This is a genomic window from Streptomyces sp. NBC_01166, assembly GCF_045039765.1.
Taxonomy (GTDB): Bacteria; Actinomycetota; Actinomycetes; order Streptomycetales; family Streptomycetaceae; genus Streptomyces.
Genome location: NZ_CP108613.1, coordinates 844325 through 859865 on the forward strand (window position 1 = coordinate 844325; position 15541 = coordinate 859865).

Sequence of the window (15541 nt, forward strand, 5' to 3'; positions counted from 1 at the left end):
CATCATCAACTCGATCCGCCCGGTTGCGCCTTTTCGCCTGCTCCACTCGGTGCCGAGGCATCAGCTCCGTCGGCACCGGTCACCCGGGCGCGTAACGGTGCCCCCGTTCACACCTGAGTTACCCGTCCGCCTGGGACGGAACACGACGGGCGCCGCTGAATACGTGAATGTGTTGAAGACTCACCCGGTCCGGTCCGGTCCGTGCGCAGCCGGGGATTCGGCGGTCAGGGGTCGCCCAAGCCGGTGCGCACTTCCTCGAGCAGCGCGCGGACGGCAGGCTGCGCACGGTAGGCGAGGAACAGGCGCCGCAGTTCGCGGTCGACGCGGCTCACCTGGGCGGACCGAAGACCGGACTTGGCCAGCAGGAATTCGCGCCAGCTCGCACTCGCCTCTTCCACATGCCCCTGACTCATCAGCAGACCCGTCCGGGCCCCGTGTGTGAGTGCGCACCCGCGTCGGTCTTCCGGTGGCCGGTGAAGTGCGCAGGAGTCCAAGGCCGCGACCGCGCCCGGCAGGTCCCCCAGCCGGTGCAGTGTCTGCGCCTGCTGGTACTTGAGTGCGGCAACGGGGTAGCTCGCGAAGGGGCCGGTGTCGGATGCGTCTGCGTCGGATGCCTGCTCGGCTTCGCCCAGGGCCCGCAAGGCCGCGCGTCTGTTCCCCACCGCGGCCTGAGCGACCGCGAGCTGGGCGGTGACGAAGGCCCGTGCAGGTGCCGGCGCTGACGGTGGTAAGGCCAGAGAAGCGCGCTCCCCGTGGGCCAGCGCGGCACGGCGGTGGTCCAGGAGGAGAGCCTGACAGCTCATCCCCCGCTGCACCACGGCCCAAGTGGTCCGGTCGTCAGCTTCGTTCGCAAGCCCGAGCGCTGCGACGAAGTAGCGCTGAGCGACTCCGTGAAGGGCGCTGTCCGCGTACTTGCGGGCGAGCAGGAACACCAAGTGCGCCGACTCCGTGAGCAGTTCGCGGTGGACCGACTCGCTTGCCGGGCTTCGGAGCCACGGGGCGACGTCGTCGGCCAGGTAGACACCGAGTGCGGTACGGGCGTAGCCGCCGCCGTGCCGATCCAGCCCGGTGGTGAAACCGAGGACCGCCAGTTTCAGCGTGTCGACCTCCGGCCGGCCGACCCTCGCCCCCGCCCGGGGGCCGGTGTTGCCGCCCGGAGGATGTGCCGGATCACGCCACTCGGGTATGTGACGTAAACCGGACCTGTACGGCGTCCGGTGGAGCGGAGCCCGCTGCAACGGGTGGGCGTCCAGGCCGGCCAGTTGAGCGAGATGCGCGACCGCACCGTCCTTCGTGGGCGGACCGGCGGGTGAGTTCCCCTTTTCCGGGAACCCGGCAGTGGCCGCTGTGACGCTCCGGCCCAGTCTGCGGGAGAGCACTTCCCCGACGAGCTGAGGCACAGGGTGGCGTGGACGGGTTCCGGAAAGCCAGTGGGCCACGGATGTCCGGTCGTAGGAAAGCTCGATACCGACCTCCGCGCCCGCCGCGTTCACTGCGCGGGCAAGCGCCGAAGCGGTCCAGGCCGCCTCGGTCAGAAGCATCCGAAGGTCTCTGTTGGGCCCGCGCCTACTCGCCATCCGTGCGCTTCCTCTCCTACGCACGTCGCCCATCGCCCTGGGATCCCCACACGAGGAGCCGACGCCCTGCTTCAGCCCAGCTTCCCCTGATCGACGGGAAGATACCGGCGAATCCCGGCCCCGGGGCCGGGCCGGGCGTTCAACGCGTTCACACATCGGTCGCCGCGAGGCCAGGTAGTACACCGGCTCGGGGGCACCTTCCCGTGACGGAACCAACCGCATTTCCACGAAGGGGCGGCTGCCCCTCTCAGGAAGGAAGGTGTCCTCGTGACAGGAATTCCCTATCCCCCCTCACCTCAGGCCGACGCGAATCTGGAGGAGCTGCCGACACCGCTCAACGTGTTCCGCATGCTCAATCACGCGCCCCCGCTGACCGATCCCGCGGTGCGCCTCGGAAGGGCGATTCTCGCTTCCACGGCATTGAGTCCACGATTGCGCGAGATGGCCGTCCTTACGGTCGCTGCACGCACGGGTTGCCGGTACGAACGCAGCCAGCACACACCGGTCGCCCGGGCGGTCGGAGTGACCGGAGACCAGATGGACGTCCTCGCATCGGGAGAAATCACCGAAGGCCTTTTCACCGAGCAGCAACGGACCGCTCTGACAGCGGTGACGGAATTGCTGACCGGCCACACGCTGGAGCCGGCGACGCTGAAATCCCTCCAGGAACAGTACAGCGACCAGGAGATCGTCGAACTCATCGCTCTCACCGGGTACTACACGATGCTGGCCGGGCTGGCCAACGGCCTGGACGTGGACGTGGACCCCGCGGGTGACCTTCTCACCCCATTGGTCAACCAGCAGGAGCCGAGCCCCACCGTCGCACCCGGCCCTCCCGGGCCGCCGCACGTCAGGGAGACCTCATGAACCACCATCAGGGAAACCACGCGAACATGCATCTGTTCCCCGGTCAGGGCACGTTTTCCGTGACATCACTGACCGCCGCCCTGAGCCGTAGCCGCCTCCTGCGGGACGCGTTCGACGAGGTGGCCGGCCAGACCGACCCGGTGGCCGTCGCACACGATCAGGAACCGCTGGGACCCGAACTGACGGGACCTACTCCGCCGTCCACGACCGATCTGGCCCGTGCCGGCAGGGTCGAGCTGGCCATGTTCACTGCCGCCATGGCGGCCCACCGAGCCCTGAGCCAAGTGTACGGACCACCCGCAGCCGTGGTGGGGGTCAGTCTGGGGGACCTCCCCGCCCTCACCGCCGCCGGCGCCTTCACCGTGTCCGACGGGGCCCGGATGACGCTCGCCGCCGCGCCCATCCAGAGGTCGTGCCCCGGCCGGATGGTCCATCTCGCCTGTTCCGCGCGTGTGGCGGACGAGATCATCGACCGGTCCGGCGTGCGGAATGCCGCTCCCGCTCTCGTCAACGACGACCGGTCGGTCGTCGTGACCGCGCCCCGGAGCGGCGTCGACGCGATTCAGGCTGCGGCAGCCGGACAGGACGTTCCCGCGGCGCTGGTGCCTGTGCCGTTCGGCTCCCACCACCCCGGACTCGGGGAGTACGCGGAAGAGGGTTACGAGGCGATCCGGCCGTTCGAACCCATGCCCGCGCGCATCCCCGTCTACTCGGCCGCGGGGGCCCGCCGTTACTGCTTCCGAGGTGACATCGCGCGCCAGATCTCGGACAACCTGGTCACCAGGGTCGAGCTGCCCACCGTCCTGGATCGCGGCATGCGGCACCGGCCGGACGTCGTCCTCGACCTCGACACCAGCGGCAGCCTGGCATCGAGCGCACGCAAGGTGCTGCCGGACGACCGCTCCGTCGCCGTGTGCGCACCGTTCCAGGAGGAGAGGTTCCCGTGGTGAGTGGTGAGCGCGTGGTCGGCGTAGCGTCCGCGCGCACACCGTTCACCCGAACTATGGTGTCCCGCCACATACGCCCCTGACCTGCCCCTTCCTACGGTATGGCGACACGGAAACGTCCCCGCCAACTGTCCGGAAGTGGTGTCCATGGCCGCCCCAGCAACCGCTCCCCCGCCGCCGTCCAACCTCCGCCGCATCGTCGCCGCGAGCCTCGTCGGGACCACGGTGGAGTGGTACGACTTCTTCCTCTACGGCTCCGCCGCCGCGCTGGTCTTCAACAAGCTGTTCTTCCCCGGGTCCGACCCGCTCGTCGGTACTCTCCTCTCCTTCCTCACCTACGCCGTGGGCTTCGCCGCCCGCCCGATCGGGGCCCTGGTGTTCGGGCACTACGGCGACCGGCTCGGGCGCAAGAAACTGCTGGTGCTGAGCCTCCTGATGATGGGCGGCGCGACCTTCGCGATAGGGCTCCTGCCGACGCACGCCACCATCGGTTCCGCCGCACCCGTCCTGCTCACCGTCCTGCGGCTGGTGCAGGGGTTCGCCCTCGGCGGCGAGTGGGGCGGTGCCGTGCTGCTCGTGTCGGAGCACGGCGACGCGAAACGGCGGGGGTTCTGGGCGTCGTGGCCTCAGACGGGGGCGCCCGCGGGCCAGTTGCTCGCGACCGCGGTGCTCTCCGCCCTCACGGCGCTCATGTCCGAGTCCGCCTTCGAGGCCTGGGGCTGGCGGATACCCTTCCTCCTCTCCGGGGTGCTCGTGATCCTGGGTCTGTGGATTCGTCTCTCTGTCGATGAATCGCCTGTCTTCAAGGCGGCCCTGGCCCAGGCCGAGCAGCGGAAGGCTACGGCCGCCCCCGCCGAGAAGATGCCTCTGGTCGCGGTTCTGCGGCATCACTGGCGCGATGTGCTGATCGCCATGGGCGCGCGGATGGCGGAGAACATCAGCTACTACGTGATCACCGCGTTCATCCTCGTGTACGCGACGACATCCGCGGACCTGAGCAAGCAGACGGCGCTCAACGCCGTACTCGTCGCGTCCGCCGTGCACTTCGCCGTGATCCCGCTGTGGGGGGCGCTGTCCGACCGGGTGGGGCGCAGGCCCGTCTATCTGGTCGGCGCCATCGGTGTGGCGCTGTGGATGTTCCCGTTCTTCGCGCTGATCGACAGCCGGAGCTTCGGGAGTCTGCTGCTGGCGGTCACCGTCGGACTGATCTTCCACGGCGCCATGTACGCGCCGCAGGCGGCCTTCTTCGCGGAGATGTTCGCGACGCGGATGCGTTACTCGGGCGCGTCGATCGGCGCCCAGTTCTCCTCGGTCGCCGCGGGCGCCCCGGCGCCCCTCATCGCCACGGCGCTGCTCGCCGACTTCGGCAGCTCGACGCCGATCTCGTTGTACGTCATCGCCGCCTCGCTCCTCACCGTGCTGGCGATCGTCTGCGCGAAGGAGACCAGGAGCCGGGACCTCGCCGACATCGAGCCGGACGCCGGCCGGCAGGCCGCGGACACCGCGACGCTGCCCGCCGACGCCCGTAGCGTCTGAACCGGCCGTACCGAAGGGCCCGTCTCCGCCGGGGAGCCGGGCCCGTCAGGCCTCGGGAGTCCGCTCGAACCAGGTGGGGCCGTCCGTGAGGGACTGCTTGATCCGGAAGACCGAGAATTCGCTCAGCGGCGGCAGCGCGTCGACGTCGAACCACGCGACTTCCAGCGACTCGTCGTCGTTCACCCGCGCCTCGCCGCCGGTGGCCCGGCACCGGAAGGTGATGTCGACATACTGGCAGCGGTCTCCGTTGGCGTACTGCACCGGCTTCAGCGCCTGGGTGAGCACCACCCGCTCCGCGACGCAGTGCACCGCGGTCTCCTCGTACACCTCGCGCTCCGCTGTCGCCGCGGGCTCCTCGCCCGGCTCGCCGATCCCGCCGATGACCGACCACTTGCCGGTGTCCGACCGCCGGCCGAGCAGCACCCTGCCCTGGTCGTCGAAGACGACGGCGGTGACTCCCGGCAGCAGGAGCAGCTGGTGGCCGGCGGTGGCACGGATGTCGCGGATGAAGTCTGGAGTAGCCATGCGGCCGAGCCTACGTGGCGGCCGGAACGTCCTCCGGACCGGCCGGCCCGTCCTGCCGGACCTTCCTCGCACGCACCGAACGGGCTGTCGCCCAGCCGAGACCGGCGACGGCGAGCAACGCCAGGACGCCCTCGGGCAGGGTGCCCAGACGAGTGGCGGGGGTGAGTGAGGACCGCAGCGGCACCTCGTCGACCAGGGCGTCCGGGGTGAACATCTTCGTCTTCTCCACGATCGTCCCGTCCGGCCGGATCACCGCGCTGACACCGCTGGTGACGGGCACGACGACGGACCGCCCGTGCTCGACCGCCCGCACCTGGCTCATCGCCAGCTGCTGGTAGGTCATCTCGCTCCGCCCGAAGGTCGCGTTGTTGCTCGGTACGGCGATCAGCTGTCCGCCGTTCTTGACGGTGTCGCGTACGGCGTCGTCGAACGCGGCCTCGTAACAGGTCACGAGCCCGACCTTCGTGCCCGCCAGGTCGAACACGCCGACCTTGCTGCCGGGGCCGAAGTCCCGCTGCACCCGGTCGACGTCCTTGCTGAAGATCCGTGCCACCGACCTCATCGGCATGTACTCGCCGAACGGCTGGATGTGCCGCTTGTCGTAGGTGTCCACAGGGCCGCTCTCCGGGTCCCACTCGATCAGGGTGTTGCGGAGCGGTCCGGTGTCGGGGGTGAGGACGGCGCCGATGACGGTGGGGGCGCCGATGGCCCGCACGGCCCGGTCGATGGCCTCGCGGGCGTCGGCGTTGCGGTAGGGGTCGAGGTCGGACGAGTTCTCCGGCCACAGCACGAAGTCGGGCTGGGGTACCTTCCCGGCCTTCACGTCCCGCGCCAGCTGTTCCGTACGCTCCGCGTGGTTGTCCAGGACGGCCCGGCGCTGGGAGTTGAAGTCGAGCCCGAGGCGCGGCACGTTGCCCTGGACCGCCGCGACCGTGGCGGTGCCGTCCTCGGGCGAGTCGTCCACGAGCGGGAGGGCTGCCAGGGCGGCGGCGACCGGGGCGGCCACGGTGACGGCCGCGGCGACGACCGCGGAGCGGGGCACGGTGCCGTCGGCCCGATGGCGGCGGAACTGCCGGGCGGCCTCCAGGAGCCCGAAGCCGCACAGCACGACGGCGAACGTGAGCAGGGGGGTCCCGCCCACCGCCGCGAGCGGCAGGAACGCGCTGTCGGCCTGGCCGAAGGCGATCTTGCCCCAGGGGAAGCCGCCGAACGGGACACGGGCGCGGAGCGCCTCGTCCAGGGTCCACACGCCCGCTGCCCAGACGGGCCAGTACGGGAGCCGGGAGACCGCGGCGATCCCGACGCAGCCGACGGCGATGAAGAGGGCCTCCGCCAGCGCGAGCGCCAGCCAGGGGACGGGGCCGACCTCCTCCCCCGTCCAGTGCAGCAGGGGCAGCATGAAGCCGAGGCCCGCGAGGAGGCCGAGGCCCAGTGCCGCCCGCAGCCGCCGTGCGGTCAGGACCCACCCCAGCAGGGCGAAGCCGGGCAGCACCAGCCACCAGAGCGGCCGGGGCGGAAAGCTCGCGTAGAGCAGCACACCGGACAGCACGGCGGCGGCAGGCCGGACGAGCCGCGGCCACAGCTTCCTGCTGCGGGACACGGGGGCGGGCGGCGGTTCGGCGGTGGTGATGGTGGCGCTCACCTGCCGGAGTCTACGGTGGGCGGCTGTGAGGGCGGCAGCCGCTCCTGCCGTCCCGTACCCCGGCGGCTCAGCTCCCCGTGGTCTTCCCGGGGGCGGGGAGGTGCAGGCGGTCCCGGATGAAACGTACGGCGGCTTCCGCGTCGTCCACAGTGACGGTGAAGGTCATGCCGTCACCCAGCCGGAGCACCAGTGCCTCCCCCCGGCGCACGACCACGGCCGTGCCCTGCTCGGGGCGCCAGCGGTAGCCCCAGCCGCCCCACTGGCGCGGAGTGACCTTGGGTGCGAAGTCCGCGCCCACCACATGCGTGAGGAGGATCCGGCGCCTCGGAAGCCCGGCGTGACCGCAGCGCACCTCGAGGGCGTCGCCGTCGACCTTCACGGCCACGTGGACGAAGGCGAGGGTCCCGAAGAGGATCAGAAGCCCTGCGGCGACACAGCCGATGACGGACATGAGCAGAGGGGCGAACCCGCCGTGCCAGGCCGAGTCGACCGCGAGTTCGATGCCGAGCGCGAGACATGCGGCGCCGATGGCCGCGAGCAGCCACTGGAAGCGATTGGTGGCCCGTCCCGTCCAGACCGTGCTCGGGGCCTGGCTCGAACCGTGCCACGTGTTACCGGGGTGGTCCGTCATGCCCAGCAGCGTACCCACGTTCCGCGCCGCGGGGAGGGGGCCTGCGTCCCGGCGGGGCGCCGGGCGCGCTCAGAGCGCGGGGGTGACGGCCTTGAGCAGCAGGCCCTCGGCGTAGGCCAGAGCGGGTTCGGGCAGGTCGCCGGCGTGTCCGGCGAGCAGCACGGTGAGAGTGCCGACCGGTTCGGCCGACGGAGCGGGCACCGCCCCGACGCGGCGGAGCGCCTGGGCGGCCACCGCGTCGGCGGAGCCGTGGAGCACGAGGGGTGCGCGGCCGGGCCGGTTGCTCTCGACAGCGGCGCGAATGCGTTCGGCCACCAGTTCGTAGTGGGTGCAGCCCAGGACGACGTCCGTCACCCCTGCGGGGGTGAGAGCGGCGGCGGCGGCCACCGCGCGGTCGATCGCCTCCTCGTCGGCGTGCTCCACCGCGTCGGCGAGACCCGGGCAGGGCACTTCGGTCACGTCCACGGAGCGGGCGAATTCATTGATCAGCCCACGCTGGTAGGGGCTCCCGGTGGTCGCCGGCGTGGCCCAGATCGCGAAGGGGCCGCCGCCCGCGGCGGCCGGCTTGATCGCGGGCACCGTGCCGATGACCGGCAGTCCGGGCTCCAGTTCGGCCCGCAGGGCGGGCAGGGCGTGGACGGACGCGGTGTTGCACGCGACGATCAGGGCGTCCGGCCGGTGGTCCGCCGCGGCGCGGGCCACGGCGAGCGCGCGCCGGGTCACGTCCTCGGGCGTACGGGGCCCCCAGGGCATCGACCCGGGATCCGACGACACCACCAGATCGGCGTCGGGCCGCAGCCGGCGTACCGCGGCCGCTGCCGCGAGCAGGCCGATTCCCGAGTCCATGAGTGCGATCTTCACCCGGTCACCATAGTCGACAGCCCTTGCGGCACCGCCGGAGTGGGGCACACTTCGACGGATGAGCGCCGTTGCCTGGATCGCCGTGGGTTCGCTGATCGTGTGGATGTGGCTGTTGCTCGGCCAGGGCTTCTTCTGGCGGACCGACCAGCGGCTGCCCTTGCGCGGGGACCCGACGCGCTGGCCCTCGGTGGCCGTGGTCGTACCCGCGAGGGACGAGGCCGAGGTCCTGCCGATGAGTCTGCCGTCCCTGCTCGCCCAGGACTATCCGGGTGACGCGGAGGTCATCCTGGTCGACGACTGCAGCGGCGACGGCACGGGCGGGCTCGCCCGCGCGCTGTCCGAGCGGTACGGCGGGCTGCCGCTGACCGTGGTGACGCCCGGTGAGCCGGAACCGGGATGGACGGGCAAGCTGTGGGCCCTGCGGCACGGGATGGAGCTGGCCCGGCAGCGTAAGCCCGAGTTCCTGCTCCTGACGGACGCCGACATCGCTCATGAGCCGGACAGCCTGCGGGAACTCGTCGCCGCGGCCGGGAACGAGGGCGCGGGCGGTTTCGACCTTGTCTCGCAGATGGCCAGGCTGCGGGTGGCGAGCACCTGGGAGCGGCTGGTCGTGCCGGCCTTCGTCTACTTCTTCGGGCAGCTCTACCCGTTCCGCCGAGTGAACGGCAAGGGGTCGCGCACGGCCGCGGCGGCGGGCGGATGCGTACTGCTGCGGGCCGGAGCCGTCGAGCGCGCGCGGCTCCCGGAGTCCATCCGTTCGGCGGTGATCGACGACGTGTCGCTGGCGCGCGCCGTGCGGCGCAGCGGCGGCCGCATCTGGCTCGGACTCGCCGACCGGGTGGACAGTGTGAGGCCCTACCCTCGGCTGGCGGACCTGTGGCACATGGTCGCGCGGAGTGCGTACGCTCAGCTGCGGCACAGCCCCACACTGCTCGCGGGCACGGTCCTCGGCCTGGGCCTGGTCTACGTCGCGCCGCCCGTCACGCTGGTGGCGGGGCTGCTGACAGGCGATCCGGTGGCAGCGGCGGCCGGCGGGGCGGCCTGGGCGGTGATGGCGGGGACGTACATGCCCATGCTCGGGTACTACCGGCAGTCGCTGTGGCTGGCACCGCTGCTGCCCTTCACCGCGGTCCTCTATCTCCTGATGACGGTGGACTCCGCGGTGCAGCACTACCGGGGGCTCGGCGCGGCCTGGAAGGGGCGTACGTACGCCCGCCCCGAGGCCGCGCCGGAGCCCTGAGCCCGGCGGGTCACTTGCGCCCGGGTGTCCAGTTCATGCCCCACCCGTAGGCGGCGTCGATGGTCCGCTGGGGGCTGACCCCGCGCTGGGGGACGAGATAGCGGGCCTCGCGCTGCACGGTGAGGTCTCCCCCGGTGCTGGTGATCAGCGCGAGCGCGCACACCGTGGAAGGCACGGTGCATTCGTCGAGGGAGAAGTCGATCGCCGCCCCGTTCTGCGGCTGGAGCGTGACGGTGGCATGCAGGTCGGCGAAGCTCCGGGCGCCTTCGTAGATCGTGACGAAGATCAGGACACGGCGCAGCCGGTCCTTGTGGTCGAGGTTGACCGTGAGGTTCTCGCCGGACGAGTCGGCGCCCGTGCGGTCGTCCCCGTCGAGGTGGATGTAGGGCGGCTGCCGGAGAGAGCCGTAGGCGTTTCCCAACGCCTGCACGACTCCCTTGCTGCCGTCCGTGAGCTCGTACAGTGCGCAGAGATCGAGGTCCAGGTCCGCGTGCATGGCGACGGCCCTGCCGAGTTTCGCGCCCCAGCCCTTGAACTGCTTGCGCACCTCCCAGTTGAGATTGACGCGCAGCGCTCCGGAGGTGCCGCCCTGTTTCGACAGCGACACCGTGGGGACTTCCTTGGTCAGCGTGACCTTGGTCAGCCGCACGGCCTGCACGACGGGCGGGGCGGGCGGAGGCGTCGGGGCGGCCGCGGGTGCGGCCGGGCGCGCGGGCGGCTGCGGAGCGCTCTGCGGCTGCCGGGGCGGCGGCGACTGCTGCGGTTCGTCGACGGAGATGCCGAAATCCGTGGCGAGGCCCGCGAGTCCGGTGTCGTATCCCTGTCCCACGGCCCTGAACTTCCAGGCGCCCTGGCGGAGGTAGAGCTCACCGAGGATGAACGCGGTCTCGACGGTCGCGTCGGCGCTCTCGAAGCGCGCGATCTCCGAGTTGTCGACCGTGTTCACGATCCTCACGTAGAGGCCGGCCACCCGTCCGAAGGTTCCGCCGTCCGCCGACGCCGCGATCACGACACGGTCGATCGCCGGCTCCATCCGCGCGAAGTCCACGACGAGGCTGTCCGTGACGGCGCCCCCGGACGTCCGCTTGCCTTCGTGGCGCACCCCACCGGACCCGTGCGCCGGCTGGTTGTAGAAGACGAAGTCCGCGTCGCTGCGTACCTTTCCCGACACCAGAAGGAGCGCCGAGGCATCCACGTCCGGTGTCCCGGGTGATGTACGCCAGCCCAGCTCGACCCGCACGGCCTGAGCCGGCACCGCGACATTGGTTCCCTTTTGCATGGTCATGCTCGCCCCCATCACGAGTCCGGCTGCCCGGAGAGTCTCCCGACAACCTAATCCCCGGCCCTGCGGGGAGCCCACACTCCCGACGGGACAGCCGCCGGCGGTCCTCCGGCTGCTGTCCCGCACGAGGTGCTCACACGTCGCGGACCAGCCCCTTCGCCGACGTCGTCATCGTCGGGACGAGACCGCGAGCATCGGCAGCGAGAGTGTGTCGGCCAGGGCCTGCTGTCCGGATATGTTCACGTGGACACCGTCGCCGGTGTCGTAGGGCGGGTTGATGGCGTTCGGCTTCAACGGGTCCTTCAGAACCTGGTCGAAGCCCATGATGCCGTCGCAGGTGCCACTGCAGTCGTTCCGGTTCAGGACGAACGAGTTGACGGTGTGGCGGACCCTGTTGTGGTCGTCGGTGTAGCCCGGACGGGGGGTCACAGGAGTGACGTACACCTTGATGCCGGCCGCGTGCAGCCGTCGGAAGGTGTCGCGGTAGCTCGCCAGCACCTGCTCGGCGTCGCATCCGGCGGGCAGGTCGTTGGTGCCGTAGTAGTAGAGGACCCCGGTGACTCCGTGCAGGGCCAGGACGTCCCTCTGCAGGCGCGCCCCCGCGTCCAGACCGCGCAGGGGTTCGGCGAGCTTCGGGCAGTCGGGAGCGCTGGTGGTGCCGTTGACACCGGCGTTCGCCACCGCGAGCCGGCCCGTGGGGGGCAGCTCCGTGGTGATCCGCCGTGCGAGGTCGTCGGTCCATCGGCGGTTGGCGCCGGGCTGTGTGCAGCCGGGGCCGCAGTCGGTGGATCCGACCCCGTCGACCACGGAGCTGCCGTAGGCGACGAGGCTGCCCTTCAGGCGCGGGTTGTGTACGTCCACGGCGGTGACCAGATAGGTGGACCCGGTCGTCTCCGTGTAGGCGGCGGGACTCGTGTCGCGGGTGTGGTCCCCGGTGCCGGGCGCGGTCAGGTAGTTGGTACGGAACGCGGTCCCGTGCCGGCCCGGGACGACGGTGCCGGAGACGGACAAGGAGACCGCGACATCCGCCTGGGCGTGGGTCGTCAGGACGGTGGCGTCACTCCAGAGCTCGCCGCCGGCCGGGATGACTGCCTCCGGCCGGCCGTCGAAGGTGACGGGCCGGGGGCGCCCCTGTGTGGCGGCGCTCCCGCCGTCGGTGAGTCCCACGGTGGCGGCGTCCACGGTGAGGGGGGTCGTGCCGAATGTGTTCTGGATCCGGATGCGGAGCGCGTCGCCCCCCTGGCTGAGGTGGCTGACCATGCGAACGGTCTGGTCACGCAAGGGCGTGGGGGCGAGGTCGTGCTGTGAGTTCGACCAGGACGTGAACCAGCCACGCGAGCCGGACCGTTGGCCGGACGCGGTGTCACCCGCGGCGTCGGTCGTCGGTGCGGAGACGGCGAGGGCTGCCGCCGACATCGCGGCGGCCAACGCGATCGACGTGCGTCTCGCCTGCGGTATCCGGAGGCGGCGGGCTCCGGCGAGGAGGGATCGGATCAACGGCTTGCCTTTCCATGGGGAGAGGGGAAGGGTTTCCGTGCTGGGGTCCTCCGGCCGCGCTCCGACGGGAGGTTCAGGGGCCGTGCGCCTACGCCGGTCCGTTCCGAATCCTCAGGCGCGAAGAGCCCGCTTCATGATCTTGCCGAGGTCGTTACGGGGCAGCTCGGAGAGGTACCGCACGGTCCGCGGACGCTTGTGCGGGGCGAGCTGAGCAGCGACGTGGTCGGCCAACTCGGTTACGCCAGGGCAGTGCTGGGGGTCCTCCGGTACGATCCACGCCACGATCCGCTCGCCGAGGTCGGCGTCCGGCTCCCCCGTCACAGCCGCGTCCCTCACTCCGGGGTACTCCATCAGCGCGTTCTCGATCTCGCCCGCGCCGATCTTGTAGCCGCCGCTCTTGATGAGGTCGGTCGCCTTGCGGCCGACGATGCGGACGTAGCCGTCCGGATCGAGCACCGCCATGTCCCCGGTGCGGAACCACCCGTCCCCGGTGAACGCCTCGGTGGTGGCTTCGGGCCGGTTGAGGTACTCGGTGAAGAGGTTCGGGCCCCGCACCTGGATCTCGCCCACGACGTCCGGACCCGTGCCGGCCGGTTCGCCCTCCTCGTCGACGACCCGCAACTCGACGCCGCGCAAGGGCACTCCGACGGTTCCGGCCCGAGGCTCGCCGTCCGCGCGCACGCTGGTGTTCATCAGGGTCTCCGTCATCCCGTACCGCTCGATGACGGTCCGGCCTGTCGCCTCCGCGATCCGCTCGTGGTCGCGTGCCGGAAGCGCCGCCGATCCCGACACGAGCAGGCGCGCACCGGACAGCGCTCGGGCCAGCGCGGCGTCACCCGGCCCCGCGGAGAGGGCCTCGGCGATGCGGTGGTACATGGTCGGGACACCGAACAGCATCGTGGCCCCGGCGCTCAGCTCCCGTGCCACACCCTCGGTGCTGAACCGGCCGAGGTGGCGCACCGATCCCCCGCGTCGCAGAGGCCCGAGGATGCCGAGGATGAGCCCGTGCACGTGGAACAGCGGCAGCGCGTGGACCAGTACGTCGTCGGCCTCCCACTCCCAGGCGTCCCGGAGGGCGTCCAGCGTGCTGGTCAGGGCCCGCCGCGGCAGGACGGCGCCCTTGGGCGGGCCGGTGGTGCCGGAGGTGTAGACGATCAGGGCGGGGTGGCCCGGGCCGGGTTCGACGGGAAGCGCGCCCGCCGGCCCCGCGTTCGCGTCGACGTTCTCGCGAGGCAGTCCGTCCAGCGCGGCGGGGAGTGCGTCGCCCGCTGCGGCCAGGACCAGCGACGGCGCGCTGTCGGCCACGATGTGTGCCAGTTCCCGCTCGCCGGTCCGTGGATTGAGCGGCACCGCGGGCACTCCGGCGAGGAGGGCCGCCACCACGCCGACGGCGGTCTCCAGGGTCGGCGTCGCCCATACGGCGACCCGGCGAGCCGTACCCAGGGTCGCGGCGAGGCAGCCGGCCGACGCCGCGAGTTCCTCGTACGACAGGGTGCGGTCCCCGAACCGCAGGGCGGGCCGCGCACTGCGCTCGGCGAGTGCGGGGAACAGTGCCGTGGGGGCATTCACGCGTCGTACTCCGATCGACGGAACGGCGGAAAGGGGAGAGCCGCGGGCGGCGGTCTGCCGGGAGTCACCCGAATCCCGGCACCACCAGGACGAGCCACGCCGCGGCGGGCACCACTGCGACGACGACCCCGCCGTAGACCATCAGCTGCTTGAAGAAGCGTTCCCGGTCGACGTCCGGCGCCGCGGCGAGAACGAGTGCGCCGTTCGTCGAGAAGGGGCTGACGTCCACCACGGTCGCCGACACGGCCAGCGCCGCGATCATCCCGATCGCCCCGATCTCTCCCTGTGCGAGGAACGGCACGGCCAGCGGGATCAGCGCGCCCATGATGCCGACCGAGGAGGCGAACGCGGAGACGATCGCGCCGATGTAGCACAGCAGCAGCGCCGCGAGCAGCGGTACTCCGATGCCTCCGACGCCCTCCCCGGCCCACTTGATCGTGCCCATCTCCTCGAGCACGCCGACGTAGGTCAGTACGCCGCAGATGAGCAGCACGGTGGGCCAGGCGATCGCGCCGACCGCCTGGCGGCTGGTGTCCGGCCACGCGGCGCTGATCAGCACGGCGAGCGTGATGGCGGTCAGGCCCGCGTCCAGATCGAAGCCGAGTACGGCGACGACCAGGGCGATCAGCGCGAGAAGGGTGGCCGCCCGGGGTGCGTCGAGCCGGGTGGTCTCCTCGTCCGCGGGAGGTCCGGGTGAGTCGTCGCTCTCCACGGCACGGTGCCGGGCGAGCTTCAGTCCGCCGAAGAGCACGAACACCACACCGGCGATGACCAGGTTGGCGGCCAGCGAGGCGAGGAACAGGGCGATCTCGTTGCCCGGCAGGTTCTCGCGCTCCACGATGCCGTTCACGATCGAGCCGTAGATGCTGATCGGGGAGAAGCCGCCGCCCTGCGCACCGTGCACCACCATCGCGCCCATCAGGAGCGGGCTGATGCCGTAACGGGCGGCGAAGCTCAGAGCGATCGGTGCGACGATCGCCACCGCGGCGGGGCTGACCGCGCCGATCGCCGTCAGCGCCCCGGTGATCACGAACATCACCCAGGGGATCAGGGCGATACGCCCGCCGACCAGGCGTATGGACGCGTGCACCAGCCAGTCCGTGGTGCCGTTGGCCCGGGCGATCGCGAACAGATAGGTGACGCCGACCAGGACGACGAAGAGGTCCCCGGGAAACCCGGCGAAGATGCCGTCCGCGTCCAGGTCGGCGACCAGCTCCCCCACCACGAACGCGGCGGCGAAGGCCAGCGCGCCCATGTTGATCGAGCGGGTGGTGGCGATCACGAAGACCACCACGAGTACGAGGATAGAGATGAGTTCCGCGGACATTGCGGGCTCCTGTCCTGGGCCGACCCTTATTGGTCTGGTG

At 71.3% G+C, this 15541-nt stretch carries 13 protein-coding genes; 4 read left to right on the forward strand and 9 right to left on the reverse strand.

Annotated features, from left to right (window positions below; genetic code table 11):
• Nucleotides 1-224 precede the first annotated feature (224 nt).
• Entirely contained in the window at nucleotides 225-1541 is a 1317-nt protein-coding gene (locus tag OG379_RS04085; protein ID WP_405659362.1) for a hypothetical protein, read from the reverse strand.
• Nucleotides 1542-1844: 303 nt separating this feature from the next.
• On the opposite strand from OG379_RS04085, the gene OG379_RS04090 reads away from it, so the two are divergent.
• The 3 genes from OG379_RS04090 (at nucleotide 1845) to OG379_RS04100 (ending at nucleotide 4927) form a co-directional block, all read left to right on the forward strand.
• On the forward strand, nucleotides 1845-2444 hold the full coding sequence (locus OG379_RS04090; RefSeq protein WP_405659365.1) for a carboxymuconolactone decarboxylase family protein: 600 nt from the start codon (nucleotides 1845-1847) through the stop codon (nucleotides 2442-2444).
• Complete coding sequence (locus OG379_RS04095; RefSeq protein ID WP_405659368.1) at nucleotides 2441-3394, forward strand: acyltransferase domain-containing protein; 954 nt, start codon at nucleotides 2441-2443, stop codon at nucleotides 3392-3394. The genes OG379_RS04090 and OG379_RS04095 overlap by 4 nt, the downstream gene beginning before the upstream one ends.
• A gap of 144 nt (nucleotides 3395-3538) precedes the next feature.
• Nucleotides 3539-4927: an MFS transporter gene (locus OG379_RS04100; RefSeq protein ID WP_405659370.1), complete on the forward strand. Its 1389-nt coding sequence runs from the start codon at nucleotides 3539-3541 to the stop codon at nucleotides 4925-4927.
• A gap of 45 nt (nucleotides 4928-4972) precedes the next feature.
• Here OG379_RS04100 and OG379_RS04105 read toward each other — a convergent pair whose 3' ends face one another.
• The 4 genes from OG379_RS04105 to OG379_RS04120 all read right to left on the reverse strand — a co-directional run bounded on the left by OG379_RS04105 (nucleotide 4973) and on the right by OG379_RS04120 (nucleotide 8586).
• On the reverse strand, nucleotides 4973-5452 hold the full coding sequence (locus OG379_RS04105; RefSeq protein WP_405659373.1) for an NUDIX hydrolase: 480 nt from the start codon (nucleotides 5450-5452) through the stop codon (nucleotides 4973-4975).
• Between the two features lie 10 nt (nucleotides 5453-5462).
• Entirely contained in the window at nucleotides 5463-7094 is a 1632-nt protein-coding gene (gene lnt, locus OG379_RS04110; RefSeq protein WP_405659376.1) for an apolipoprotein N-acyltransferase, read from the reverse strand.
• 67 nt (nucleotides 7095-7161) lie between these two features.
• Nucleotides 7162-7725, reverse strand: coding sequence for a hypothetical protein (locus OG379_RS04115; RefSeq protein ID WP_362929750.1), 564 nt, complete (start codon nucleotides 7723-7725; stop codon nucleotides 7162-7164).
• A gap of 69 nt (nucleotides 7726-7794) precedes the next feature.
• Nucleotides 7795-8586: a glutamate racemase gene (locus OG379_RS04120; protein ID WP_393754977.1), complete on the reverse strand. Its 792-nt coding sequence runs from the start codon at nucleotides 8584-8586 to the stop codon at nucleotides 7795-7797.
• Nucleotides 8587-8644: 58 nt separating this feature from the next.
• On the opposite strand from OG379_RS04120, the gene OG379_RS04125 reads away from it, so the two are divergent.
• Complete coding sequence (locus OG379_RS04125) at nucleotides 8645-9826, forward strand: glycosyltransferase (RefSeq protein WP_405659379.1); 1182 nt, start codon at nucleotides 8645-8647, stop codon at nucleotides 9824-9826.
• A 10-nt stretch (nucleotides 9827-9836) separates the two neighbouring features.
• On the opposite strand, the gene OG379_RS04130 is transcribed toward OG379_RS04125, so the two are convergent.
• The 4 genes from OG379_RS04130 to OG379_RS04145 all read right to left on the reverse strand — a co-directional run bounded on the left by OG379_RS04130 (nucleotide 9837) and on the right by OG379_RS04145 (nucleotide 15501).
• Entirely contained in the window at nucleotides 9837-11123 is a 1287-nt protein-coding gene (locus OG379_RS04130) for a TerD family protein (protein ID WP_405659382.1), read from the reverse strand.
• A gap of 153 nt (nucleotides 11124-11276) precedes the next feature.
• Nucleotides 11277-12605 (reverse strand): SGNH/GDSL hydrolase family protein, encoded by a 1329-nt coding sequence (locus tag OG379_RS04135; RefSeq protein WP_405659387.1) that lies wholly within the window; start codon nucleotides 12603-12605, stop codon nucleotides 11277-11279.
• 111 nt (nucleotides 12606-12716) lie between these two features.
• Nucleotides 12717-14174 (reverse strand): acyl-CoA synthetase, encoded by a 1458-nt coding sequence (locus OG379_RS04140; protein ID WP_405659390.1) that lies wholly within the window; start codon nucleotides 14172-14174, stop codon nucleotides 12717-12719.
• Between the two features lie 64 nt (nucleotides 14175-14238).
• Nucleotides 14239-15501 carry an SLC13 family permease gene (locus OG379_RS04145; RefSeq protein WP_405659392.1) on the reverse strand — a complete coding sequence of 421 codons (1263 nt, stop codon included), beginning with the start codon at nucleotides 15499-15501 and terminating at the stop codon, nucleotides 14239-14241.
• Nucleotides 15502-15541: the final 40 nt, after the last annotated feature.